The sequence below is a fragment of the Bacillus sp. S71 genome, assembly GCF_016625265.1.
Classification (GTDB): domain Bacteria; phylum Bacillota; class Bacilli; order Bacillales; family Bacillaceae_G; genus Bacillus_A; species Bacillus_A cereus.
Window position 1 is genome coordinate 359,173 of sequence record NZ_JACVUW010000002.1, and the last position, 25,359, is coordinate 384,531.

Below are 25,359 nucleotides of genomic sequence, written 5' to 3' on the forward strand. Positions count from 1 at the left end.
TTGAGCAAACTTTATTTTTTATTGAGCAGTATAGCCACCATCGATAACGACAGCTTGACCAGTAATACCTTTAGCTTTTTCACTCGCTAAAAACATAGCATAATCAGCGATTTCTTGTACTTGTAATAAGCGCTTTTGTGGGACGAGTGGATAAATAACATCTTCTAAAACATTTTCAAGTGGTACATTTCGTGTAGTAGCTAAGTCTTGTAGTTGATTACGTACAAGAGGGGTATCGACATAACCAGGGCAAAGGGCATTAACAGTAATACCATGCGTAGCACCTTCTAAAGCGGCAACTTTTGTTAATCCAATTACGCCATGTTTTGCACTATTGTAGGCAGCTTTTCCAGCAAACCCGACAAGGCCGTTAATAGAAGCGACATTAATAATACGACCATATTTTTGTTTTTTCATAATCGGAAAGGCATGCTTAATTGCGATAAACGGAGCAATTTGCATAATTTGAATTAGTAGCTCAAACTTTTCCGTTGGAAAGTCTTCAATGGGTGAAATGTGTTGCATTCCTGCGTTGTTAATTAATATATCTAATGAACCGAAATGACTAACTGTTTGAGAAATTGATGCTGTAATTTCCTCTTCAGATGTAACGTCACATTTTAAACCGATAGCTTGAAAACCTTCACTTTGTAATTGCTCAGCAGCTTCTTTCGCACGTTCTTCAAGACGATCAGTAATCACAACTTTTGCACCTTCTTTTGCAAAAGCACTTCCCATTTCATATCCAATACCACTCGCAGCACCTGTTAAAAAGACAACTCGATTTGTAACCATGATGAAAAACATCCCTTCATAATAAAGTTTTCATAGTGCTCTATTTAGAGAGGTTATAATGAAAATCCTGCAAACATTTGGAAAAAATATCGTTAGGAGGATTTGAATTATGTCGACAAGTCAAATGCTGAAAGGGATCTTAGAAGGATGCTTACTTGCTATTATTTCTGAAGGCGAAATATACGGTTATGAAATGAGTGAGAAGCTAGCAAAGTATGGTTTTACAATGGCGAGTGAGGGAAGTATTTATCCGTTATTAATACGAATGCAAAAAGAAGGACTAATAACAAGCGTAATGAAGGAATCTCCATCTGGTCCAAAGAGAAAATATTACACATTAACAGAAAAAGGCGAGGAAGCACTTGATGAATTTATGGATCGCTGGGAAGCGATGCAAAGTAGTGTAGAACGTCTACTTGAAGGGAAGGGAAGGAGAAAATAATGTTATCAAGTGAAGCACGAAAGTTTTTGTTAGATATGAGATTATTTTTGACGGCAAAGAGTGTGAAAGAAAGTGATATTGAAAACTTTTTAGAAGACGCAGAACTTCATTTAATAGAAGGTGAGAGTGAGGGGAAGAGTGTAGAAGATATTTTCGGAAGCTCACCGAAAGAATATGCAAATGAACTTGTAAAAGTGATGGAAAGAGATAGACAGGAAACGTGGAAGCAAATTGGTTTTACAGTAATGAATATCGTATCTTTTTGGATTATTACTTCTATCTTAATAGTGAATAATGGAATGTTACAGATTTCACTTATTCAGTGTATCGGTTACAGTTTTTCATTGATTTTAGTTGTTATAGGTCCTAATTTTCTACTTCGCAAAATGACCTTCGTCACAAGCTTTACAAAAACATGGTTTTCCATGTGGTCTTTAGTTATGATTGCTCCATTGTTTTTATTAGGAGCTGTTACGATATTAGATGTGATATATCCTACAAAAATGCTCACATTCACCGAAGTCCAAAGTTATATATTAGCTGGTGGGATTTTTATCATAACAGTAGCGATAAATATATATTTTGAAGGATGGTTTAAAAACTTATATTTAATCATTCCACTTTCTATTATGTTACTGTTTAAAACATTTACATCTGAAGATCTCATGCCAATGCTATTTCAAATTATATGTTTATACGGAAGTTTGTTTATTTTAATTTTCCTTGAAATTATGATGAAGACGAATAGAAGAGAAATGGTTAAATAAGGGAGGGGTTATAATGAATGTTTCTAAAGAAGGAGAAAAGTTTTTAATCGATACGAAAGTATATTTAATAACAAAAGGGATTAAAGAAGAAGAGGTGGACGCCTTTCTAGAAGATGCAGAGTTTCATTTAATAGAAGGTGAAAAAAAGGGGAAGACGGTAAGGGACATATTTGGTGACTCACCAAAAGAGTATGCGGAAGAATTAGCGAAAGAGATGGAGAAGGATAAAAGCGGGAGTATAAAGACTATTTTAGGAATGATAATTGGAATAGGAGGATATTGGTTACTTACAAATATTTTATTTGGAAATCCGAATCAACAATTTACGTTAACGAATGTACAGTTAATCGGTTATCCTATCGTTTTAATCATTACGATTATTGGAACGATTGTTGCGTTTAGAATGTCTTCTTTTAAAAGTAAATTAGTAGAGCTTGGAATTATTTATGTAGTAGTGATGATACCTATTTTATTATTAGTGTTATTAATATTTATGAATAAATGGTATGGGACGCCAATTTTACAATTGTCGACAATACAGACATATATATTAGCAGTAACTATATTTTTATTACTTCTTATTGGTGAAGTATATGTTCTTGGTTGGATGGGTGTTGTGGTACTAATTGTTCCTCTTGCGATTATGTTCTTATTTAAAGACTTAGAAGAAAGAAATGTATTTTGGGGAATTGCAAAGATCTTACTTATGTATGGAAGTATATATGGATTAATGAGATGGTCTTTAAAAATTGAAGAAAGAAAAATTGGGAACTAGAAATTCAATAAAAAGCGGCTGCTCTGGATATGCAAAAAATTATTTCCAAAGAAATATTATATAGGGATTTGTAGAGGGATTACATTTACATTTAGTTGTCTATTTTTATTTCTAGCAGCCGGGATTTGGTTTGTTGATTGGAACAAGTTGTTTTAAACAGTAACATGAGGGTTACTGTTTTTTTCTTTGTAGTAAAGAGCTTTGTAAAGAGAGCGCTTTTTGTTCTGTTGTTAATAAGGAATGAATATGAACGTTTTCTGGACGAGGGACTATCGGATACATAAGATTTGTTGGAGAAGGGTGGTGCTCCGAGCCGGTTGGAGAATGAGGATCTGCATGAGTAAGTTTTCCATGAATACGTCTTGTAAATAAAATATGACCGATTTCGTGAGCGAGCGTATATATATTTTTCATAGGGGCAGCCGAATTTGTTAAAACGATATAGCCAGTAAGTTGCTGTTGTTTTGCTAAAGAATAAGCGCAGGCAATTACTGCTGTTTCTTTGAAATAATCACTGCCAATATAACAAATATAAAGGTCGCATTCAGGAGCTTCATTTACACATGTTTGGAAAAAGGATGCCAACTTTTCTTGACTTTGAATGGAATTTTTATAACTGATTTCACGGTCAAAAAAACGGAAAAGTTCATTTAATACAATTACTTCTTGAATTTGAAATGTAATGGGGTGCCAAATTGATTCTGCAACAGCTAAATCTTTTGCGATGCGGTCATCAGAAATATCGGCGCCGGGAGTAATGCAAATACATATATTGACGTATGGATCCATAAGGAACACCTCAAATGAAAAAAAGTTCTTCCTATAATATATGTGGGAAAAAGATGTCATGTATGGATAAACGCCTTCTTTATTGAATATATAGATGACAAGTCGAAAAAATTTCATAGTTCTATAACATGGTATGGTCGTCTTTTTGATATAGTAAAGGAAAGGGGGAGAATATATGTATACATTAAAAATCGTTTCAGACAGAGAAGCACTTTATCAATTTGCGAGTTATGTAAGAGTTGTACAAGGGGTTGAAGATGTATATGTAGAGGTGGGAGAACCTTTATATGAACATCCTTTAATGAAGTTTTATGTACATATTAAGCTGAAAGAAACATATGAGCAGCATAAAGCGTTACAGGAAATAGCAAGGTTAGTAGAATTGGGCCGTTTTACATATGTCCATTATCGTAATGATGAAATTGAGGAAGCTTTTGAAGCTGTAAAATATGAAAGTTTTAAGAAATAAAGGTGAAAAAATGGAGGCGAAAGCTTCCTTTTTTTCTTTAAAATTACATGAACAAAAAGAGAGAAATTTTGTTATGATAAGGGAGGTTAGGGAAAGGGGAATTTACATATGGGGTATATTGAAGAGTTACGAAAAGTCGTTGGTACAAGACCGCTTATTCTCGTAGGATCAGCAATCATTATATTAAATGATAATCAAGAAGTATTGCTTCAATATCGTTCAGATACATATGATTGGGGTGTACCTGGCGGGGCGATGGAACTGGGTGAAACGACAGAAGAAACGGCACGTAGAGAGTTATTTGAGGAAACGGGGTTAACTGCAAAAATAATGCAATTTCTTGGTGTTCTATCAGGAAAAGAAGTATATTTCCGTTATCCGAATGGCGATGAAATTTTCAATGTCATTCATCTGTATCAGGCACATCATGTGAGCGGGGAATTAAAGCTCGATCATGAAGGGTTGAAACTTCAATATTTTCCAGTAGATAAGTTGCCAAAATTGAATGAAACGACAGAGAAAATTTTGCAAAAGTTTTTATATGCACTGACAGAATAGAAGGTTAATTCCTTCTATTTTTATTATATGAAATATTTTGATTTTTTAGTATGTTTATAGTATGATAGTTGTAGATATACATCTTATGGAATTTCACCTAAAAACTGACTAGGGTACATAAGAGAGGGGCAAGTACAAAATGCATAATGTTGTTATTACAGCTGCAGTTCGTTCGCCAATTGGAACTTTTGGAGGAGCGCTAAAAAATGTAACGCCAGTAGAATTAGCTGTTCCTGTACTTCAGGAAGCTGTAAAACGAGGCGGGGTAGAACCACATGAAGTTGATGAAGTAATTTTAGGTCATTGTATTCAAAGAACTGATGAAGCAAATACGGCGAGAACAGCTGCATTAGCGGCAGGATTTCCTGACACAGTTACGGGATATACAATCCAACGTCAATGTTCTTCAGGTATGCAAGCAATTATGTCAGCTGCAATGCAAATCCAATTAGGTGTAAGTGATGTTGTTGTTGCAGGTGGAGTAGAAGCGATGAGTTCGAGCCCTTATGCATTGAAACAGCACCGCTGGGGACAACGTCTACAGCACGGAGAAATTCGTGATACGGTGTGGGAAGTGTTAGAAGATCCGATTCACCATATTATGATGGGTGAAACAGCGGAAAATTTAGTTGAACAATATGAAATTACAAGAGAGGAACAAGATGAAGTTGCTCTTCGCAGTCATACATTGGCACTGAAGGCAATCGAGTCTGGACACTTTGACGATCAAATTGTTCCTATTACAATAAAAGAACGTAGAAAAGAAGTAGTATTTTCGAAGGATGAGCATCCACGTGCAGATATTACAGCGGAAAAATTAGCAGGGTTAAAACCAGCATTCCGTAAAGATGGGTCTGTAACTGCAGGTAATGCATCTGGCCTTAATGACGGGAGTGCAGTTCTAGTATTAATGAGCGAAGAAAAAGCGAAAGAAAAAGGTTTACAACCGTTAGCTAGAATTGTTGGATATTCAGTAGCTGGGGTAGATCCGAAAATTATGGGTATTGGACCAGCACCAGCAATTCGTAAAGGTTTAGAAAAAGTGGATTGGTCATTAGAAGATGCAGATTTACTTGAAATTAATGAAGCTTTCGCGGCTCAATATTTAGCTGTAGAGAAAGAGTTAGGTTTAGACCGTGAAAAAGTGAACGTAAACGGTAGTGGCGTAGGACTTGGGCATCCAATTGGTTGTACAGGGGCTCGTATTACGGTAAGTTTAATTCACGAATTAAAAAGACGTGGGTTAGAAAAAGGAATTGCCTCTTTATGCGTCGGTGGCGGTATCGGGGTTGCCTTATTTATAGAAGCACTATAAAAAAGAAGCAGCTATTGCTGCTTCTTTTTTTATGACTCAAATAGATGATGAAATAATCGATCACGATTTTCAAAGAAAAGTTTCGTTGTTTGGTAATGCTCGGTTTCTTCTAATGTGGATTCGTGAATCCCCTCTTGTGTTAAAGAGTATATAGTAGATTCAGGGTAAGCCATTAAAATAGGAGAATGCGTCGCAATAACAAATTGTGAGCCTTGTTCCGCTAGTTCATGCATTCGAATGAGCATGGAAAGTTGTCTCATTGGTGATAGAGCGGCCTCAGGCTCATCTAAAATGTATAAACCTTGTCCTGAAAAACGATTCATAAATAAGGAAAAGAATGATTCACCGTGTGATTGTTTGTGAAGTGAGACACCACCATATGAATCAATAACTGGATTTCCGCGTGCTTCTGGATCAGCATCCATTTCATCAATATAAGAAGCAACGTTATAAAAAGATTCAGCGCGAAGAAAGAAACCGTCGTTTGGTGTATTGAAACTTTTTGAAATTCGAAGGTATTCATGTAAAGGTGAATGGGAATCGTTTGTGCTAAAACGGAAGTTCTTCGTTCCACCTTCTGCATTAAAACCTAACGCAATTGCAATTCCTTCAAGTAATGTTGATTTACCTGTTCCGTTTTCTCCAATAATGAATGTTACATTTGGATGGAAAGCTAGTGATTGTAATGTTCGAATAGCGGGTAAGCAGTAAGGATATGCGGAAAAACTAGGGATATTTTCTTTTTTTAATGTGACATTTTGTAAAAAGGGTACGTCAATCAATATATAAACCTCAATTCATAACGGATTTTAATTCTAAAAAAGCAGCAAATACAAGTGTTAATGACACCTGAATCCCTTCCTTATTTTCTGAATATTTTATGTGGATTATATCATTTAAACTATCATATTCCAATGTGAAAATAAATATTGCATGAAGATCCATTCTCTCGTTATGATATATGGTATTCTACTGAAAATGTGAGAAGGAGTTAAAGTATGCCGTTTACATTTGCACATCCAGCAGCAGTTCTTCCTTTTGCGAAAAAGCATTCTAAATATATGTCAGTAACGGCTCTTATATTAGGTAGTATGGCGCCTGACTTTGAATATTTTTTACACTTTAGACCGTATGGTGTTATTGGGCATACGTGGCTTGGGTTCTTATATTTAAATTTACCACTTGTCTTCTTATTAGCATGTATATATCATTACGTTTTAAAAAAGCCTTTTATAACACATTTACCTAAACCATTTGCTGGCTACTATACATATGCAATAGACAAGAGATGGGGGCTTCATACATGGGAGGATCTTTTTGTATTTTGTTATTCAGCATTATTCGGTATGTTAACGCATGTTGTTTGGGATGCATTCACTCATAAGACAGGCTATTTTGTTATGAAAATACCATTATTGCAAAGAGAATGGTACGGTATCCCTGTTTATAAATATATGCAACATGGAAGTACATGTATTGGTTTTCTATTATTAGTATACGTTTTATGGAAGTATAGAAATGGAATGGGTAAAGATCTTATTTTAGCTTCGGAAAAAAGAAAGTATTGGATTTCAGTAATTGTTGTGGCAACTATTATATTTATCGTGCATGCGTTCCTAGATCCCTATTTTCATATTTTCCAAATTGGAGGTATAATAGTATCTGGACTGACAAGTTCATTTTGTGGACTTTTCATTGTTTCTATAGTTTACAAGGCAAGGGACTAATTTTATATTCATGAATGATAGTGTTAGGAGAAATGAAATGATGAAAGCATGGAAAAGTATTTTTGTTTTATGTAGTTTTCTTCTTATGTTAAGTGGTTGCTTCCATCAAGAAGAAAAGAAAGCTGAACCGAAGAAGAAAGAATCTATTCCTGAAACGAAAGAATATGGTGGGCGTGAGCTGAAAAAAGTAGGACAAAAAGTGAAAGAAACAGGATGGGGTACTTTCAAGTTAGAGCAGATGCACTCTGTGAATCAAACATTTGAAGTAGCGCCAATGAAAATTCACGTACAAGATGTGAAAGTAATCTCTTTATCACAGATGAGTGAAAAAGCAAAAAATACATTGAAAGTATACACGGCACTAACTCCTGAAGAAGTAAAACGTAGATTAGGGGATAAAGTAAGCCAAGAAGATGCAGAATTATATGCATCGCTAAGTGGAACAGAGATTAGTAATACAATTCGTTATGTTGAGATTACATATAAAGTGGAGAATAGCGGGAATAAAAATATGCAATTTTTCTCTATGAATGATGTTATGATTAATGGTAAGCAACATTTTAAAGTAGCGACTCAAAACTTTTTATATGATGAAGATACGTTAGTTGGTACAAAAAATGTGTCAAGAGAAGACTATAAGCCTGGTGAAACAAGAGATGGTATTATTGGTTTAATACTTGACGATGGAAAAGACAAAGTAAAGGATATTCAGTTTACAACTGATGATTTACTTGCAGGAGATTCAGAAACACAAGATGTTGTAAAAGAGTCACAAACGTTTAATATCTCACTTTCGGAGTAAGGTGTTTTTAAAATAATGTAAGAAAAACAGTCAGCACTCAAATATTATGCTGACTGTTTTTTTATTTCTTTTATGTATGAATCTACATTTTGAAAAGGCACCTTAATTTTAAACGCATCTTTTTGTTCGTTAAATTGCTTTTCATTGTAGGGACCGAAACGTTTATTGTGCTTTACGTCAATAATCCAATAATGTTCACTTTTTTTATTTGCAATTGCTGCGTCAGGGTTATTTGGATCTGATTTTTCCTCAGTTTGTTTTGCAATAATGTATTTATCATCCCAAGCAATGTCTGTAATTTTTGCAGGGATGTATTGTGTGGCATATACAGCATCTTGCGAGGGGAAAAGTTCAAATGCATTTCCAGAAGTACGTATGAGTTCGTATTCATCGTTAACCGTATAAGTTAAGTGACTTGTGTTTCCTGCACAACCAGTTAATAGGAAGGCGACGAATAGGATTATCCATTTTTTCAATATGGGAACCTCCTTTATAATGCTATTGTAACAAATTGTACAAGAAAAGTAAGAGAAACGCTAGTTTACAATGTTTTTTAGAAGTGGTACGATGAGACGGGTAAAGAAGGATATGAAGGAGTCGACATAAAATGAAGTTAAAGATGCATCGTCCAGCGCTTGTAATGAATCGCATAGGTGCTTCCCTAATTGACATGTTTTTAATCTCGGTTATGTATGGTGCAGTAGTAGCTATTATGACCGGAAACTATAGTGCTATGTTTAAGCGCTTTAATATAAGCTTAGGTGATTTTAGATATGATTTCGCAGTAGTTTTCATATTAATGGCGATATATTTTATTGTGTTACCCTTTATTTGGAACGGTGTTACACTTGGCAAAAAGGTAACGAGAATAAAATTAATTTCATTGAAGAGTGAAAAGCTAACGTTGCAAACATTAATTATAAGATTTTTTGTAGTGTTATTACCGAACGTATTGCTATTAGGAATTCCATTAATATGTAACGTATATATGATGTTGTTCCGCAAAGACAATTGCGGTTTTCAGGACTTAATTACAAAGACGAAAATAATAAGTCTTGTATAATAAAATAAAAAAAGACCCTTTTATATATAAAAGGGTCTTTTTTTATTTTATAAGTATATTGTGAATATTTACAGTAAGGAAAAGCTAAAATGTGTCATTTCTATTTATAATAGATTGAAAATTAAGATAATGATATAATAATTAAAAATAATATCTTTATCTCACCATTTGGGGCTGATTAAAGTTTTACTTTATATAATAAGGGGGAAGTTGAGATGACAGGAGGTAGCATAATTTTTTGGGGCATTCTCATTTTTATCGGTCTAGTTCTTGATCAGCGTAAGAGTAAGAAAAAAGAAGGATAAAAAGTAAACGTTTACAAATTGAATAGCAATTTTTCTTGCTTGCAGAATAATCTCATAAAGGAGTATACTGAATGACGGTAAGACTTATAGAAGGGGTAATGAAAATGAAGCTTGCAGGAAAAGTTGCTATCGTAACTGGCGGTGGCATCGGTATTGGACGTAATACAGCTCTTTTGTTGGCTAAACAAGGCGCAAAAGTAATTGTGACGGACATTGATCAAGAAAGTGGACAAGCAACAGTGGAGGAAATTACGAATCTAGGCGGAGAAGCCCTTTTTGTATTCTATGATATGGAAAAGCAAGGAGATTGGCAACGCGTTATTAGCATTACTTTGAATGCATTCAGTCGCATTGACATGCTTTTTCAAAATGCTGGTTTATATAAAATAGATTCTATTTTTTCTCGCCAACAAGAGAACGATTCCAATGTACTTTGTATTAATGACGTTTGGATAGAGATAAAACAATTAACGTCATCTTTTATGAAACAGCAAGAAGAAGTGGTGCTTAGTGATTTACCGATTTTCGGTATTATTGGCACGAAAGGACAATCATTTCATACAGTAGAAGCCCTAGTATAATAATGAAAACCGCCCTCAATATATGTGGACGGTTTTTTTGTATGTTATATAGAAGGAAATTTTTTTAGCGAATACGTTGTTCTGTTTGGTTGTCAAAGAAATGCGCTTTATTTAAATCAAATGCCAATTTAATTTGGTCTCCAGGTGAGAATATATGTCTTGCATCAACACGTGCTGCAAAATCTTGATTTCCAAGTTTCATATATAAAATAGATTCAGCACCTAACAATTCAGCAACTTCAATTTTTGTTGTGAAAGTAGTAGATTGTGAAGCTTCTAAAAATAGTAGTTCATCATGAATGTCCTCCGGGCGAATACCTAAAACAATTTCCTTATTTACATAGCCTTGTTCACGTAGCATCTTCATTTTTCCTTCAGATACTTTGATTTTTATAGTATTGTCTATAACGAAATCGGTTTCAGTCAATTTACCACGGAAGAAGTTCATCGCTGGTGACCCGATAAATCCACCCACGAAAATGTTTTCTGGTGTTTCATATACTTCTTTTGGTGTTCCAATTTGTTGAATCTTTCCATCCTTCATAACGACAAGACGCGAAGCCATAGTCATTGCTTCTGTTTGGTCATGTGTTACATAAATTGTTGTTGTTCCAAGGCGATGATGTAGCTTAGAAATTTCTGAGCGCATTGCAACACGGAGTTTAGCATCTAAGTTTGATAATGGCTCGTCCATTAAGAAAACTTTTGCATCTCGAACGATTGCTCTACCTAACGCAACACGTTGGCGCTGTCCACCTGATAATGCTTTCGGTTTTCTATCTAAATATTGTTCAAGTCCTAAAATTTTTGCTGCATCTTTTACACGACGATCGATTTCATCTTTTGGTATTTTTCGAAGTTTTAATCCAAATGCCATATTATCATATACACTCATATGTGGATAAAGAGCGTAGTTTTGGAATACCATTGCGATATCTCGATCTTTTGGAGGAACATCATTCATTAGTTTACCATCAATTGAAAACTCGCCTTTTGAAATATCTTCGAGTCCAGCTACCATTCGTAACGTTGTAGACTTTCCGCATCCAGAAGGACCGACAAATACAATAAATTCTTTATCTTGAATGTGTAAATTAAAATCAGTTACAGCTGTTACGTTATTATCATATATCTTATAAATGTTTTCTAATTTAAGTTCTGCCATGGTATTTCCCCCTAGAAATAATTATGCAAACGTTTTCTTTGAGTTCATTATAAACGAATAGATTCAAAAAATAAATAAAAAAATAAAACGTTTTCATTTATTGGAGATTTATTAGTGGTTTTCATATGTTTTCTTAGAAAAAGAACAATAAAAATTGTAAGCGCTATTTTAAATTGAGATAGAATCTGTTATCATTCATTAATGAAAACGTTTGCGCCTTGAAAAAGAGAAAAATGAATGAAATGGGGTAGCATAATGGAAAAACAATGGTGGAAAGAAAGTGTAGTATATCAAATTTATCCTCGTAGCTTTATGGATAGTAATGGTGATGGTATAGGAGATCTTCAAGGGATTATTTCAAAGCTAGATTACTTAAAAGAGTTAGGGATTGATGTGATTTGGTTATCACCAGTCTATGAATCTCCAAATGATGATAATGGTTACGATATAAGTGATTATTGTAAAATTATGAACGAGTTCGGAACAATGGAAGATTGGGATGAACTATTACATGAAATGCATGAACGTAATATGAAATTGATGATGGATTTAGTTGTTAATCATACATCTGATGAACATAATTGGTTTATTGAATCACGTAAATCAAAAGATAATAAATATAGAGATTACTATATATGGCGTCCTGGAAAAGAAGGGAAAGAACCAAACAACTGGGGAGCTGCTTTTAGTGGATCTGCATGGAAGTATGATGAAATGACGGATGAATATTATTTACATCTGTTTTCTAAAAAACAACCAGATTTAAACTGGGATAACGAAAAGGTAAGACAAGATGTTTATGAGATGATGAAGTTTTGGTTAGAAAAAGGAATTGATGGATTCCGCATGGATGTTATCAATTTTATTTCTAAAGAAGAAGGGTTACCAACAGTTGAAACAGATGAAGATGGTTATGTTTCAGGTCATAAACATTTTATGAACGGTCCAAACATTCATAAATATTTGCATGAAATGAATGAGGAAGTATTATCGAATTATGATATTATGACGGTTGGTGAAATGCCAGGTGTAACGACAGAAGAAGCCAAATTGTATACTGGAGAAGAACGAAAAGAGTTGCAAATGGTATTCCAATTTGAACATATGGATTTAGATTCAGGAGAAGGTGGAAAGTGGGATGTAAAACCATGCTCACTTCTTACTTTAAAAGAGAATTTAACAAAGTGGCAAAAAGCATTAGAGCATACCGGATGGAATAGCCTTTATTGGAATAACCATGATCAGCCTCGCGTTGTATCTCGTTTTGGTAACGATGGAATGTATCGCATTGAATCTGCAAAAATGTTAGCGACAGTTCTTCATATGATGAAGGGAACGCCATATATTTATCAAGGTGAAGAAATCGGAATGACGAACGTTCGATTCCAATCAATTGATGAATATCGAGATATTGAAACGTTAAATATGTATAAAGAAAAAGTGATAGACCATGGTGAAGATATAGAAAAAGTAATGGAATCTATTTATATAAAGGGTCGTGATAATGCTAGAACTCCGATGCAGTGGGATGATCAGAATCACGCTGGATTTACAACAGGTGAACCTTGGATTACTGTAAATCCTAACTATAAAGAGATTAATGTGAAACAAGCAATCCAAGATGAAGGTTCAATTTTTTATTACTATAAGAAATTAATTGAGCTACGCAAAAATAATGAAATAGTTGTATATGGATCATATGATTTAATATTAGAGAATAATCCTTCTATTTTTGCTTATGTAAGAACATATGGAGACGAAAAATTACTTGTTATTGCAAACTTTACTGCGGATGAAAGTGTATTTGAAATGCCTGAGGATATTAGTTATAGTGAATCAGAATTATTCATATACAATTACGATGTAGAAATCGGATTGATAGATAACATTACATTACGTCCGTATGAAGCGATGGTATTCAAATTGAAATAAGAAAAATCCTTATGCCACCTTGGCATAAGGATTTTTTTGGTTACCATTTTAATATGGAGAATCCATATGGAGGAAGTGTAACTTGTAATACACTTGCTTCTGCTGAAAATTCTTCATTTGTATAAATGTTAATTATTTTCTTACCAGTAACATGAAGAGGGAGTGAAACTGTAACTTCACTATTAGTAGGGTTTAAAACGAAAAAGATAGTTTCATCCTCATATGTTTTCGTATAAGAAATATAATTATGTTTATCATTTGCTTCGATGAATTGAAAAGTACCATGTCCTCCAAAAGCTGCATGTTGTTTTCGTAATGAAATCAATGTTTGTATATGTGTAAATAATGCATGATCTTGTTCTTTAGTATCCCAAATCATACATTTACGGCAATCGGGGTCCATACCACCATCCATGCCGATTTCATCTCCGTAATAAATACATGGAGAGCCGATGAAAGAAAGATGGAATACATAGAGCAATTTCAACTTATTTTTATCTCCATTGCATGTTGTTAAAATTCTTGGAGTATCATGGCTATCTAATAAATGAAAGGCTGCTTCATTTACATTCATAGAGTAGGAATGTAGAGATTCTGTAATTTGCTTCATAAATTCACTTGCTTTAATGGAATCGTTAGCAAAGTAAGAAAGTAGAGCGTTTGTAACAGGGTAGCTCATGACAGCATCAAATTGATCGCCTTGTAGCCACGGAAGGGCATCGTGCCAAATTTCTCCCAAAATATATACTTCAGGATTTAATGTCTTTATTTCAGTTCGGAATTCTCTCCAAAAGTTGTGATCGACTTCATTTGCGACATCAAGGCGCCAGCCATCTATATTGAATTCTCGTACCCAATAACGTCCTACTTCAAGTAAGTATTCTTTTACATCTGGATGAGCTGTATTTAATTTAGGCATATACGGTGTAAAGGCGAAAGTATCATAATTGGGAAGTGGATCGGTTATAATTGGAAATTCATGAATGTGGAACCACTCTTTATATGCAGACTTCTCACCGTTCTCTAGAACGTCTTGAAATTTCTCGAAAAAGTATCCACTATGATTAAACACAGCATCGAGCATTACTTTTATACCGTGTTTATGACATTCTTCAATGAGCTCTTTAAAAGTTTCTTTCGTCCCAAATTGTGGATCAATTTCCATATAGTCAATTGTGTCATATTTATGGTTTGAATGAGCTTTGAAAATAGGTGTGAAATATATTCCGGAAATGCCAAGCTTAACAAGGTAATCAAGGTTTTGAATAACACCAGCAAAATCCCCGCCGAAAAAATTAGTTGGAGTTGGATTCGTACTTCCCCAAGGAAGGGTGTTTTCTGGATTCAGCGTACTATCGCCATTAGCGAATCGTTCAGGGAAAATCTGATACCAAATGGTGTCTTTAATCCACGATGGTGCTTTGAATACATCATCTGCATGAATAAATGGAAAACAAAAAAAGTTACCAACATCATCATTTGGAATGTTAGAAAAGAATCCTCGCTCTGTATAAATAAGAGTGTCTGTTTCAGATTTTAATTCAAACCCATAACGTAAGCGCTTAAATTTTGGTTCGATTGCAATGGACCAATAATCAAATAATGCAGTAGAACCCGTTTTTTTCATTGGTGTACTTGCTGATATCCATTTTCCGTCTTTCCATTCGTAAGGATCACCGTAAATAAGATCGGCGCTTTGAACATCATCTCTCTTAGTACGTATTCGGATGTGAATTGTTTGTTCATCGTAAGCGTATGCATAATTATCTTTCGGCCTATGATAAATGGCTTCTTTAAACATATAGAAAATCCCCCTTCAATATCTCTATACATAGTATTCCCTTAAGTGTAATAATAAAGCCTGTATTGCAAACGATTGCCTTTCTTATAGCTTTAATATTGCTTATAAGAGTAGTATTCATTTCATATAAAGTCAATGTATAAAGAGTATAATGACATAATTTTTAAATTAATATTTGCAAAATGAATAAAAGAATGTATAATGATAGACAAATAGCGCAAACGTTTTCATAGACTTGAGATATTGTTTGCGCTTCAATTAAACTATTAAATGCAAACGTTTTCAGTTACTGAGGTACATAGACAATTTAGGGAGGTTTTTGGGATGAAGAAAGCATTATCATTATTAACGGTTTCAGCATTATCTATTGGTATGTTATCTGCATGTGGACCGAAAGATTCAGGGAAAAAAGAGGAAAGTAAAGCGAAAAAAGACTATGATCTTCTTGTTTGGGAAGATGAGAAAAAAGGTGTGGGTCTAGAGCCAGCGGTGAAAAGTTTTGAAAAGAAATATAATGTGAAAGTAAAAGTTGAAGAGGTTCAGATGACGAAACAAATAGAAAAACTTCGTCTCGACGGTCCAGCTGGCACAGGGCCAGATGTTGTAACATTGCCACATGATCATATTGGTAATGCGGTAACAGAAGGGCTACTTTCAGAAGTGAAAGTAGATGATACAGTAAAAAGTAAATTTACAGATTTATCAATAGAAGCACAAACATATAACGGAAAAATATATGGTTTACCAAAAGCGATTGAAACACCAATCTTTATTTATAATAAAAAAATGATGCAAAAAGCGCCGGAAACGATGGATGAACTGTTTAACTTCTCAAAAGACTTTACGAAAGATGGAAAATACGGATTTTTAGCATTAGGAGATAACTTCTACTTTGCTAATGCATTTATGGCAGGTATGGGTGGTTATGTATTTGGTGAAAAAGATGGAAAGCCAAATGCAAATGATATTGGATTAAATAATAGCGGTGCGGTACAAGGTGCTGAATATATTCAAAAATGGTATAAAGAAAAGTTATTCCCGAAAGGTATTATCGGTGAATCTGGTGGTTCAGCTGCAGATGGATTATTTAATGAAGGAAAAGCAGCATCTATTATGAATGGTCCATGGGCATTCCAAGCGATGGAAAAGGCTGGAATAGACTATGGTGTTGCTCCAATGCCGAAATTACCAAATGGTCAACCGATGAAAACGTTCGTTGGCGTAAAAGGATGGCATGTAACAAGCTTCTCTAAACAAAATGATTTAGCTACAAAATTTACTGAGTGGGTTACAAATGAAGAAAATGCTAAAATTCGCTTTGAGAAAACGAAAGAAATTCCACCAGTAAAATCAGTAATGGAAGATCCAATCATTAAAGAAAATGAGGCTGCAAAAGCGGTTGCGACACAATCTGAAAATGGAATTCCAATGCCAAATATTCCAGAAATGCAAGAAGTTTGGAAACCAGCTGGAGATGCGCTTCAATTAGTTGTATCAGATAAAGAAGCACCAAAATCCGCACTTGATAGTGCAGTGAAACAAATTAAAGGTAATATTGAGGCAAATCATAGTAAGAAAAAATAAGGTGAAATTCGTGCCTCTAATATGAGGGGCACGAATTCTCTCCCTTCCATGTAGGAAGAAAAAAGGGGGAAGGAACATGCAAACATCTATGGAACCTGCAAAGGGGTTAAATGATTCAAAGCATAGGAAAGTGGCAACCATGTTATCAATCATTCCAGGCGTGGGCCAAATGTATAATAAACAATTTGTAAAAGGTCTTATTTTTCTAGTATTAACAGGTTCATTTATTGTAGCCTTTGCTGATTTATTAAATATGGGATTATGGGGCATTGTAACGCTCGGTACAGAAGTTCCACGTGACCATTCCGTCTTTCTATTAGTAGAAGGGATCTTGGCACTTATCGTTATCGCTTTTGGGCTTGGCATATATGCATTTAACTTATATGATGCATATCAAAATGGGAAGAAACGTGATATTGGAACACCGTTAAATTCTGTAAAAGAGCAATACCGTAATTTGTTAGATCAAGGCTTTCCTTATTTAATGGTTTCACCAGGTTTTCTACTACTTATCTTTGTTGTCGTATTTCCAATCATCTTCGTAATTTTAATTGGATTTACAAACTATGATTTATATCATTCTCCTCCAGCTAAATTAGTAGATTGGGTGGGCTTTAAAAACTTTATTGATATTTTCACATTACCGATGTGGAGAGATACATTTTTAAGTGTATTTTCTTGGACTGTCATTTGGACATTCGTTGCAACAACATTACAAGTTGCACTTGGTATTTTTTTAGCGATTATCGTAAATCAGCCTGGTATTAAAGGTAAGGCAATTATTCGAACAATCTTTATTTTACCGTGGGCTGTTCCAGCATTCGTATCTATTCTTGTATTTGCTGGTATGTTTAATGAAACATTTGGAGCAATTAATAACCAAGTATTAGCTTTATTCGGGATTGAAAAGATTGCTTGGATGACAGACCCGTTTTGGTCAAAGATTGCTTTAATTATGATTCAAACGTGGCTTGGTTTCCCGTTCGTCTTTGCGATGACAACAGGTATACTGCAATCGATTCCAGGAGAATTATATGAAGCGGCTACAGTAGACGGAGCAACTGCTTGGCAACAGTTCCGCAAAATTACATTGCCACTTGTGTTATATGCAACAGCGCCAATATTAATTACGCAATATACGTTTAACTTTAATAATTTTAGTATTATTTATCTATTTAATAACGGGGGACCTGCTGTGTCTGGACAAAATGCAGGTGGAACGGATATTTTAATTTCATGGATCTATAAGTTAACGATGACTTCGGCTCAATACGGCAAAGCAGCAGCTCTTACAATGATTTTATCGTTAATCGTTATTACAGTTGCGTTATGGCAATTTAAGAGAACAAAATCATTCCAAGAAGAGGATATGATGTAAATGAATATTAAACGACAAAAGATGCTACGTCTTTCATTAAGTTATTTAGTTATCTTCATAATGTGTGCGATTGTTTTCTATCCATTACTATGGATAATTGGCTCATCGTTTAATCCAGGTGATAGTTTATCTGGGTCAAGTATTATTCCAAAAAACGCCACATTAGATCATTATCGCAAGCTACTTGATCTCGATTCAAGTAATTACTTACTTTGGTATAAAAATACTTTGAAAGTTAGCGTAATGACGATGATTTTCTCTGTACTAGCCATTAGTTTTACTGCTTATGCATTTTCGAGATATCGTTTTGTTGGAAGAAAGAATGGTTTATTAACATTTTTAATTCTGCAAATGATCCCGAATTTTGCAGCGTTAATCGCACTATATATATTAGCTCAGTTAACAGGATTACTTGATACACACCTTGCATTAATTTTAATTTATGTGGGCGGAGCAATTCCGATGAATACATGGCTTATGAAAGGGTATTTTGATACGATTCCGAAAGAACTGGATGAATCAGCTCGAATGGATGGAGCAGGGCATTTCCGTATTTTCTGGCAAATCATTATGCCACTTGCAAAGCCAATCGTAGCGGTTGTAGCATTATTTACTTTCATTGGTCCATTTACAGATTTCATTTTAGCGAGTATTATTTTGCGAACACCAGAAAATTATACTTTAGCAGTTGGATTATATGAAATGGTTGCGAAAAAATTCGGTAATGAATTTACAACGTTTGCAGCGGGTTCAGTGTTAATTGCGATCCCGATTTCAATTTTATTCCTATCACTACAAAAATATTTTGTTTCCGGTTTAACAGCTGGAGGTACAAAAGGATGAAAAATGGGACATTACGTCCCATTTTTCTTTTCATCTCCCTATAAATAAGTTTATAGGGAGATGAAAAGAGATTTGACATCACATGTGAAAAGAAGTGAAATAAATAGTATATTATAGTATAGGAAAAAATAGCTATATCCCTTACAATACATGAAGAGGGAGAATAGGATTAGTTTTGCAAGATATAAGAAATGAAAGTTTATGACTTGCAATGAGTGCGAGATAAAATATATGAAAAATGGCAGAGAAATGAGAGGAGGGGGATTTTTATGACAGTTACAATTAAAGATGTGGCGAAGCAAGCGAATGTGGCACCATCAACAGTTTCTCGTGTAATTGCTGATAATCCAAGTATAAGTGAAAAGACAAAGCGCCGTGTTAGGAAAGTGATGAGTGAATTAGGGTATCATCCCAATTTAAATGCGAGAAATCTTGCGAACCAAACGACGAAAACACTTGGTCTTGTTATGCCAAGTTCTGCAAGTAAAGCTTTTCAAAATCCATTTTTCCCAGAAGTTATAAGAGGGATTAGTTCATTTGCACACGTAGAAGGTTATGCGCTTTACATGTCGACAGGTGAAACGGAAGAAGAAATTTTTAATGGTGTCGTAAAGATGGTACAGGGACGCCAAATTGGTGGCATTATTCTTTTATATTCAAGGGAGAATGATCGGATTATTCAATATTTACATGAACAAAATTTCCCGTTTGTTTTAATAGGAAAACCATATGATCGAAAAGATGAAATTACATATGTAGATAATGACAATTATACAGCTGCAAGAGAAGTGGCAGAATATTTAATTTCATTAGGGCATAAGCAAATCGCGTTCATTGGTGGTGGATCAGATTTACTTGTAACGAGAGATCGTTTAGCTGGTATGAGTGATGCCTTGAAATTAGCAGACATTGTATTACCAAAAGAATATATTTTACATTTTGATTTTTCGAGGGAAAGTGGTCAACAAGCTGTTGAGGAATTAATGGGACTGCAGCAACCGCCAACGGCAATTATGGCAACGGATGACTTAATTGGACTTGGTGTGTTAAGTGCTCTTTCTAAAAAAGGATTCGTTGTACCGAAAGATGTTTCTATTGTAAGCTTTAATAATGCTTTATTATCAGAAATTGCGAGCCCTCCACTTTCGACAGTTGATGTGAATATTTATCAGCTAGGATATGAGGCAGCAAAAGCTTTAGTTGATAAAGTAGAGAATGCAGAATCCACTGCAAAGTGTATCATTATTCCTCATAAATTACTAAAACGTCAAACTTGTGATCATTATGCATAAAAAAGCTAAGAGTTTAACTCTTAGCTTTTTTCATTAGAAAGGCTTCTAATCGGTCGCAGCCTTCTTTTAAAGTTTCGATACTATACGCATAGGACAAGCGAAGGTAGCCTTCACCGTATTCAGAGAATGCTGTTCCAGGAACTACAGCTAGTCCCGCTTCTTTGACAAGATCAAGTGCAAAATCAAATGATGAAGATGTCAAATGACCAACATATGGGAATAAGTAAAATGCACCTGTTGGCTTTTCAACTGTTAATCCCATTTGAGTGAGTCTATTATATACGTAATCACGGCGTTTTTTATATTGGTGGCGCATCATTTTTGGTGCGTCTTTAGCTGCTGTTAATGCTTCAATTGCAGCGTATTGAGCGATTGAAGTAGCACACGTTACATTGTATTGATGAACTTTTAATATGTGTCCTGCTAAATAGCTTGGTGCAAATAAAAGTCCAACACGCCAGCCAGTCATAGAATGTGATTTAGATAAACCGTTAATGACAATTGTCTTTTCACGCATTTCTGGGAAATGAGCGATAGATGTATGCTTTTGTTCATACACAAGCTCGCTATAAATTTCATCTGAAAGGACGAAAATATTTTTATCTTTTAAAACATCTACAATATCTTTTAATTCTTCTGTGGATAAAGTTACACCAGTTGGGTTAGAAGGATATGGTAGTACGATACATCTTGTTTTTTCTGTAATAGCATTTTTTAGCGCGTCAGCTGTTAAACGGAATCCAGTTTCACGAACATCTACAAAAATGGGCGTTGCACCGCATAATCGAATAATAGGTTCGTAACCTGGATAAATAGGAGCAGGTAAAATTACTTCTGTTCCTGGCTCTAAAATCGTTCGGAATGCAACATCAATCGCTTCGCTAGCACCAATTGTAACGATGGTTTCGTTTTCAGGTGAGTAATGTAAATCGTAGTTATCTTTTACGAAGTTACAAGCTGCCTTACGTAATTCTAGTAAACCAGCGTTATGTGTATAGCTTGTATAGTTTTCTGTAATAGCCCGTTTTGCCGCTTCTTTTACGAGAGAAGGTGTAGGGAAATCGGGTTGTCCGATTGTTAAAGAAATCAAATTATCATAGTTTTGAATCATGTTAGAGAATTGACGGATTCCAGAAATTTGGATATCCTTCACTCTAGGGTTAATGAATTGTTCCATTGTATCTCCCTTTCTTCCGTTTGAAAATTAAGTTCATTTTATCATATTTTCTATGATTGCGCTTTGTATATGTAATTTAGAAAGAGAGAGAAAAGAGAAAAAAAGCCGCTATAAGCGACTTTTTAATATCCATATTCCCAATCTATTTCATCTTCATTCCAGAGTACAGAGGATACCTTGCCAAGGTGAACAACTGATTCGTTCACAGCACATGTGCAATCTTCATCTCCTGCTTTATGCTGTAACTCTTCATATACTGATTTTTCAACATTTTCTAGAACAACCAAATTTTCTTCTTTTAAAACAAGCGTAGTACCCGCCATATTTATCTTCCTCCTACTAAAGTAATGATCACTTATTTGTAAACATAGATAGTATGGATTATATGCTGTATTTTGCTATAGTTGTCCGTCTAAAAAAGTATTTTTACATTTTCTTTGTAATCCGTATTCATTGTATACTGCACGAAGGAAATTTGGTACAGGGTTTACAATCATTTCGAAAATCTGTAACAATTATTATGAGTTGTTAACAAAGAATTAACAAATATGTTAAGAAAAATCAAAATTTTAAAACAAATAAACCTATAAAATGATATAATCATATCAAAATACATATAGGGGATGAGAGGTTATGGAGCTTATCCGTGATTTGTTGATTCAAATTGCCATCATAATTTTACCACTATTTTTATATGAAGCGATTCGTTTAAATCGCTATCAAGAAATGCCTCCGAAGCCAAATCGTTACTTTATTATGTTTTTATCTAGCGTTACGCTCGTTCTCTCCATGACATACTCTATTTGTTTTGGCAATGTGTGTGGGTATAACTTTCACCCAATTCCAATTGTCAGTGGTTTTTTATATGGTGGGATTGTTGGTTTAATCCCGGCGGTTATTTTTGTTGCATATGAATGGTTACTAAAGGGAATGAGCTTTCTTCCAGTTTTAGAAGTAACATTTCTATTGATAGTTCCGCTATTTTTATCAAAGAAATGGTCTCTTTTTTCAAGAGATAAGAAATTAATTTTAGCATTTATGATTTCATCATTTTATGTGCTTGTTTCTTTAGTATTAGGCATGATTAATGTTCTTTTGGAAACAGGATTTACACCGTATATTTCGCAAATATATAGCGGATTTATATTTGCCTCGCTTATCATGGTCATGACAATGGTATTTCAGGTGTATTTAACTGAATATTTAAATGAAAATGCATTGCTACGTACAGAGATGCAAAAATCAGAAAAGCTTAATATTGTAAGTGAGTTAGCAGCAAGTGTGGCACATGAAGTTCGAAATCCACTTACTGTTGTTCGTGGATTTATCCAATTGCTAGAAAGTACGGAAGATGTGAAGAATAAGGATTATATGCGTCTCGTATTAGCTGAATTGGATCGGGCGGAACAAATTATTTCAGATTATTTGAATTTAGCAAGGCCGCAAATTGAGAAAAAAGAACACATTTGTTTATCAGCCCAATTAATAGAAATGACCACTCTTATGTCGTCATTTGCAGCAATGCAAGGTGTATATTTACAAGTTGAAATTTCAGAAAGTCTTTATACGATTGGTGATAAGACAAAATTGAAGCAAGCTATTATGAATGTTGTTAAAAATGGTATTGAAGCAATTCAAGGAAATAAAGGATATTTAAAAGTAACAGCTATTCAAAAAGACGAAACAATCATAATAAGAGTTAAAGATAGTGGTGTTGGTATGACGAAAGAACAGTTAGCAAGGCTGGGGCAACCATATTATTCTTTAAAAGAAAAAGGGACAGGATTAGGGCTTATGGTAACATTTAGTATTTTACAAGCGCATAATGGTACATTGGAATATAAGAGTGAAAGTGGAAAAGGCACTGAAGCAATTATTATATTACCAGCTGTACAAAATAAGGAATAAAAGTTACCGATGGAAGGTAACTTTTTATTTTATATTGTTTATTCATTTGTTTTTTCTTGTTTTGCTCGGCTAAATAAACTTTTAAATGATTGAAAGAAGCTTTGCTCTTTTGAGGCAGCGACCATTCTTTTTGTTTCTTGAATTTCTCGAATAACTTGCATAAGCTGTGCATCACGATTACTGTCCTTGTTATAAATTTGACTAACAAGTTTATTCATTTTTTCTTCTTGTTTGGATTCTCGTTTATACATATGATTCATTAATAAGTCCATTTTTTCTTTTTGCAATGCATCTGTTTGAGCGGCGTGCTCGACTAACTCTTGAAGCATTTTTTCTTGAGAGCCTTCTTTTACATACACTTGTTGCATCAATTCATCTAGTTTCTCATCCTTTAAACGATTTTGTGTAATTAGAGTAGAATTTTGATGAATAATTGCTTCATTTAATTGAGCTAGCATTTCAAGTTTCAACATGAACTCCTCAAAGTTACGCCCATCTTCTTTTTCTTTCGGTTGTATCTCTTGCTTATCTTGTATAACTGGTACAGGTGGGGCCTCTTTTTCTTTTAAAATAATCGGTATCGTTTCTGAAATATCTTCTTGTAATGTGGCAGCTCTTTCATGTATAGATTTCAATAGTTTTAAATCATCAAGTTTATAAATACGAGCATCAGCTGTTTTAGAAATCATATAACCATGTTCCTCTAACAGTTGACTATATTTGCGGACTATATGTTTTGGGATGCCTGTTTTATTCGTGACATCTTTCGTTTTATAGGTAGCTTCCATGATATTTCCTCCCCAAAAAGTATCGTATATATCATTTCAATCTTTTATGAGGACTTCCTTTGAAAAAGAATGTCGGAAGGCTATTAGTTTTCTACAGCATTAGTGAAAAAATGAAATTTTTTGGCGGAATGGCAAGGAATAACTAAAATAATGTCTGAAAACATATACAGGAGAAGTTTGTTATAATAACTGAGGAAAAGAAACTGGTAGAAACATGGAGGTATACATGAAGCAATTAAAAGGTATTATCATTTCAATTATTGCAATTCTGTCTATTTTAGTAGCAGTTTATGAAGTACTTGTGCCAGAGGAAACAAGTGTAAAGAAAACGAATACGTATGATCAAGTGTTAGAATTTCCGAAAGAACGTTATCCAGAGACAGGAAAACATATTACGGATGCTATAAAAGAAGGGCATTCAGAAGTTTGTACAATCGATCGTGGTGGTGCTGCAGATAGAAGGAAATTGTCGTTAGCACCGTATCCATCAAAAAAAGGGTATGATCGTGATGAATGGCCAATGGCGATGTGCAAGGAAGGCGGAAAAGGAGCACATATTGAATATATAAGTCCGGCGGATAACCGGGGAGCAGGCTCTTGGGTAGGGAATAAGTTAGATAAATATCCAGATGGTACGCGTGTGAAATTTGAAGTGAAGTAGTATTTGTACATTTCATAATGAAGGAGAAGGGGAACTATGGAGTTAACAATTTCTTATTCGCAATTAATGTTGATGAACTATGACGGTGAGCAGCCTTATGTAGACTGGACGGATGAAGATTTTGAAAGAGGTTATGCTGAGGCAGAGGGAACTGTTATTTTTGAAGCACTTTCTGATTATACTTGTGAAGTGAAAGTGACCCCAGGGAAACATATTGAAAAAGAAGAAGTGGTTAGAACGATTACGGTTCCTTTTACGGTTGAAAATGAAAGTATCGTTATAACGAGCATTCTTTCAAACAAATTTCAAATATCTATTCCAAATGGTGAGTATACAGTTGTCTTACAAGCAATTCCTCTTGAAGAGCCAACGGATGATGAATTATATAAAATACAATACGAATTCTTCTTTGAAAGTAAAGAATAAAAAATGGGTTATCCTG

General features: G+C 34.5%; 28 protein-coding genes and 1 pseudogene. 20 read left to right on the forward strand and 9 right to left on the reverse strand.

The window, feature by feature from the left end; all coding sequences use genetic code 11:
• Positions 1 to 18 precede the first annotated feature (18 nt).
• Positions 19 to 795 (reverse strand): 3-hydroxybutyrate dehydrogenase, encoded by a 777-nt coding sequence (locus tag IBT51_RS05390; RefSeq protein ID WP_098126057.1) that lies wholly within the window; start codon positions 793 to 795, stop codon positions 19 to 21.
• 109 nt (positions 796 to 904) lie between these two features.
• On the opposite strand from IBT51_RS05390, the gene IBT51_RS05395 reads away from it, so the two are divergent.
• The 4 genes and pseudogenes from IBT51_RS05395 to IBT51_RS05410 all read left to right on the forward strand — a co-directional run.
• The gene (locus IBT51_RS05395) at positions 905 to 1,237 is read left to right on the forward strand and encodes a PadR family transcriptional regulator (protein ID WP_000107977.1); all 333 of its coding nucleotides are present in this window, start codon (positions 905 to 907) and stop codon (positions 1,235 to 1,237) included.
• Positions 1,237 to 2,004, forward strand: a complete 768-nt coding sequence (locus IBT51_RS05400) for a DUF1129 domain-containing protein (protein ID WP_200458045.1) — start codon at positions 1,237 to 1,239, stop codon at positions 2,002 to 2,004. Before IBT51_RS05395 ends, IBT51_RS05400 begins: the two co-directional genes overlap by 1 nt.
• Before the next feature lie 13 nt (positions 2,005 to 2,017).
• Entirely contained in the window at positions 2,018 to 2,779 is a 762-nt protein-coding gene (locus IBT51_RS05405) for a DUF1129 domain-containing protein (RefSeq protein ID WP_088022642.1), read from the forward strand.
• Positions 2,780 to 2,791: 12 nt separating this feature from the next.
• A pseudogene (locus IBT51_RS05410) lies at positions 2,792 to 2,935 on the forward strand (DNA-binding protein); the annotation flags it as partial.
• Between the two features lie 15 nt (positions 2,936 to 2,950).
• On the opposite strand, the gene IBT51_RS05415 reads toward IBT51_RS05410, so the two are convergent.
• Positions 2,951 to 3,568, reverse strand: coding sequence for an ImmA/IrrE family metallo-endopeptidase (locus IBT51_RS05415; protein ID WP_000371606.1), 618 nt, complete (start codon positions 3,566 to 3,568; stop codon positions 2,951 to 2,953).
• A 175-nt stretch (positions 3,569 to 3,743) separates the two neighbouring features.
• Here IBT51_RS05415 and IBT51_RS05420 point away from each other — a divergent pair, with 175 nt between their 5' ends.
• The 3 genes from IBT51_RS05420 to IBT51_RS05430 all read left to right on the forward strand — a co-directional run bounded on the left by IBT51_RS05420 (position 3,744) and on the right by IBT51_RS05430 (position 5,910).
• On the forward strand, positions 3,744 to 4,037 hold the full coding sequence (locus IBT51_RS05420; protein ID WP_000288330.1) for a DUF3928 family protein: 294 nt from the start codon (positions 3,744 to 3,746) through the stop codon (positions 4,035 to 4,037).
• Positions 4,038 to 4,145: 108 nt separating this feature from the next.
• Entirely contained in the window at positions 4,146 to 4,595 is a 450-nt protein-coding gene (locus IBT51_RS05425; protein WP_000540529.1) for an NUDIX hydrolase, read from the forward strand.
• A 139-nt stretch (positions 4,596 to 4,734) separates the two neighbouring features.
• Positions 4,735 to 5,910 (forward strand): acetyl-CoA C-acetyltransferase, encoded by a 1,176-nt coding sequence (locus tag IBT51_RS05430; protein ID WP_000552075.1) that lies wholly within the window; start codon positions 4,735 to 4,737, stop codon positions 5,908 to 5,910.
• A gap of 29 nt (positions 5,911 to 5,939) precedes the next feature.
• Here the strand turns inward: IBT51_RS05430 and IBT51_RS05435 are convergent, their stop codons facing one another.
• Complete coding sequence (locus IBT51_RS05435) at positions 5,940 to 6,692, reverse strand: AAA family ATPase (protein ID WP_053563718.1); 753 nt, start codon at positions 6,690 to 6,692, stop codon at positions 5,940 to 5,942.
• A gap of 216 nt (positions 6,693 to 6,908) precedes the next feature.
• On the opposite strand from IBT51_RS05435, the gene IBT51_RS05440 reads away from it, so the two are divergent.
• Positions 6,909 to 7,637, forward strand: a complete 729-nt coding sequence (locus tag IBT51_RS05440) for a DUF4184 family protein (RefSeq protein WP_053563719.1) — start codon at positions 6,909 to 6,911, stop codon at positions 7,635 to 7,637.
• A gap of 37 nt (positions 7,638 to 7,674) precedes the next feature.
• On the forward strand, positions 7,675 to 8,439 hold the full coding sequence (locus IBT51_RS05445) for a hypothetical protein (RefSeq protein ID WP_000973900.1): 765 nt from the start codon (positions 7,675 to 7,677) through the stop codon (positions 8,437 to 8,439).
• 44 nt (positions 8,440 to 8,483) lie between these two features.
• Here the strand turns inward: IBT51_RS05445 and IBT51_RS05450 are convergent, their stop codons facing one another.
• Positions 8,484 to 8,915: a DUF3997 domain-containing protein gene (locus IBT51_RS05450; protein ID WP_000758789.1), complete on the reverse strand. Its 432-nt coding sequence runs from the start codon at positions 8,913 to 8,915 to the stop codon at positions 8,484 to 8,486.
• Between the two features lie 131 nt (positions 8,916 to 9,046).
• Here IBT51_RS05450 and IBT51_RS05455 point away from each other — a divergent pair, with 131 nt between their 5' ends.
• The 3 genes from IBT51_RS05455 to IBT51_RS05465 all read left to right on the forward strand — a co-directional run bounded on the left by IBT51_RS05455 (position 9,047) and on the right by IBT51_RS05465 (position 10,388).
• Complete coding sequence (locus IBT51_RS05455) at positions 9,047 to 9,502, forward strand: RDD family protein (RefSeq protein WP_000769080.1); 456 nt, start codon at positions 9,047 to 9,049, stop codon at positions 9,500 to 9,502.
• A 215-nt stretch (positions 9,503 to 9,717) separates the two neighbouring features.
• Entirely contained in the window at positions 9,718 to 9,807 is a 90-nt protein-coding gene (locus tag IBT51_RS05460; protein WP_000145638.1) for a hypothetical protein, read from the forward strand.
• A gap of 71 nt (positions 9,808 to 9,878) precedes the next feature.
• Positions 9,879 to 10,388 (forward strand): SDR family NAD(P)-dependent oxidoreductase, encoded by a 510-nt coding sequence (locus IBT51_RS05465; RefSeq protein WP_000218413.1) that lies wholly within the window; start codon positions 9,879 to 9,881, stop codon positions 10,386 to 10,388.
• Between the two features lie 64 nt (positions 10,389 to 10,452).
• On the opposite strand, the gene IBT51_RS05470 is transcribed toward IBT51_RS05465, so the two are convergent.
• Positions 10,453 to 11,553 (reverse strand): ABC transporter ATP-binding protein, encoded by a 1,101-nt coding sequence (locus IBT51_RS05470; RefSeq protein WP_069356149.1) that lies wholly within the window; start codon positions 11,551 to 11,553, stop codon positions 10,453 to 10,455.
• Positions 11,554 to 11,808: 255 nt separating this feature from the next.
• Between IBT51_RS05470 and malL the strand changes: the two genes are divergently transcribed.
• Positions 11,809 to 13,485, forward strand: a complete 1,677-nt coding sequence (gene malL / locus IBT51_RS05475) for an oligo-1,6-glucosidase (protein WP_088022705.1) — start codon at positions 11,809 to 11,811, stop codon at positions 13,483 to 13,485.
• A gap of 40 nt (positions 13,486 to 13,525) precedes the next feature.
• Here malL and IBT51_RS05480 read toward each other — a convergent pair whose 3' ends face one another.
• Entirely contained in the window at positions 13,526 to 15,286 is a 1,761-nt protein-coding gene (locus IBT51_RS05480; protein WP_200458044.1) for an alpha-glycosidase, read from the reverse strand.
• 324 nt (positions 15,287 to 15,610) lie between these two features.
• Here IBT51_RS05480 and IBT51_RS05485 point away from each other — a divergent pair, with 324 nt between their 5' ends.
• The 4 genes from IBT51_RS05485 to malR all read left to right on the forward strand — a co-directional run bounded on the left by IBT51_RS05485 (position 15,611) and on the right by malR (position 20,383).
• Positions 15,611 to 16,870, forward strand: a complete 1,260-nt coding sequence (locus IBT51_RS05485; protein ID WP_000709931.1) for an extracellular solute-binding protein — start codon at positions 15,611 to 15,613, stop codon at positions 16,868 to 16,870.
• Positions 16,871 to 16,946: 76 nt separating this feature from the next.
• A complete protein-coding gene (gene malC / locus IBT51_RS05490; RefSeq protein WP_001194982.1) occupies positions 16,947 to 18,248 on the forward strand; it encodes a maltosaccharide ABC transporter permease MalC in 1,302 nt (433 codons plus the stop codon).
• Positions 18,249 to 19,091 (forward strand): maltosaccharide ABC transporter permease MalD, encoded by an 843-nt coding sequence (malD, locus tag IBT51_RS05495; protein WP_001022603.1) that lies wholly within the window; start codon positions 18,249 to 18,251, stop codon positions 19,089 to 19,091.
• Positions 19,092 to 19,360: 269 nt separating this feature from the next.
• Positions 19,361 to 20,383 carry a maltose operon transcriptional repressor MalR gene (gene malR / locus IBT51_RS05500; RefSeq protein WP_000219053.1) on the forward strand — a complete coding sequence of 341 codons (1,023 nt, stop codon included), beginning with the start codon at positions 19,361 to 19,363 and terminating at the stop codon, positions 20,381 to 20,383.
• 13 nt (positions 20,384 to 20,396) lie between these two features.
• Here malR and IBT51_RS05505 read toward each other — a convergent pair whose 3' ends face one another.
• Together IBT51_RS05505 and IBT51_RS05510 are read right to left on the reverse strand one after the other, a co-directional pair.
• On the reverse strand, positions 20,397 to 21,560 hold the full coding sequence (locus IBT51_RS05505; RefSeq protein ID WP_000434575.1) for an aminotransferase A: 1,164 nt from the start codon (positions 21,558 to 21,560) through the stop codon (positions 20,397 to 20,399).
• A 122-nt stretch (positions 21,561 to 21,682) separates the two neighbouring features.
• Positions 21,683 to 21,883: a hypothetical protein gene (locus IBT51_RS05510; protein ID WP_000929276.1), complete on the reverse strand. Its 201-nt coding sequence runs from the start codon at positions 21,881 to 21,883 to the stop codon at positions 21,683 to 21,685.
• Between the two features lie 310 nt (positions 21,884 to 22,193).
• On the opposite strand from IBT51_RS05510, the gene kinB reads away from it, so the two are divergent.
• Positions 22,194 to 23,468: a sporulation sensor histidine kinase KinB gene (gene kinB / locus IBT51_RS05515; RefSeq protein WP_000420372.1), complete on the forward strand. Its 1,275-nt coding sequence runs from the start codon at positions 22,194 to 22,196 to the stop codon at positions 23,466 to 23,468.
• Between the two features lie 38 nt (positions 23,469 to 23,506).
• Here the strand turns inward: kinB and IBT51_RS05520 are convergent, their stop codons facing one another.
• Positions 23,507 to 24,256, reverse strand: coding sequence for a DUF3967 domain-containing protein (locus IBT51_RS05520; protein WP_000388467.1), 750 nt, complete (start codon positions 24,254 to 24,256; stop codon positions 23,507 to 23,509).
• A gap of 226 nt (positions 24,257 to 24,482) precedes the next feature.
• On the opposite strand from IBT51_RS05520, the gene nucA reads away from it, so the two are divergent.
• Positions 24,483 to 24,917 carry a DNA-entry nuclease gene (gene nucA / locus IBT51_RS05525; protein WP_000811494.1) on the forward strand — a complete coding sequence of 145 codons (435 nt, stop codon included), beginning with the start codon at positions 24,483 to 24,485 and terminating at the stop codon, positions 24,915 to 24,917.
• A 36-nt stretch (positions 24,918 to 24,953) separates the two neighbouring features.
• Positions 24,954 to 25,343 carry a competence protein ComJ gene (locus IBT51_RS05530; RefSeq protein WP_000424024.1) on the forward strand — a complete coding sequence of 130 codons (390 nt, stop codon included), beginning with the start codon at positions 24,954 to 24,956 and terminating at the stop codon, positions 25,341 to 25,343.
• The last annotated feature ends 16 nt before the right edge of the window (positions 25,344 to 25,359 follow it).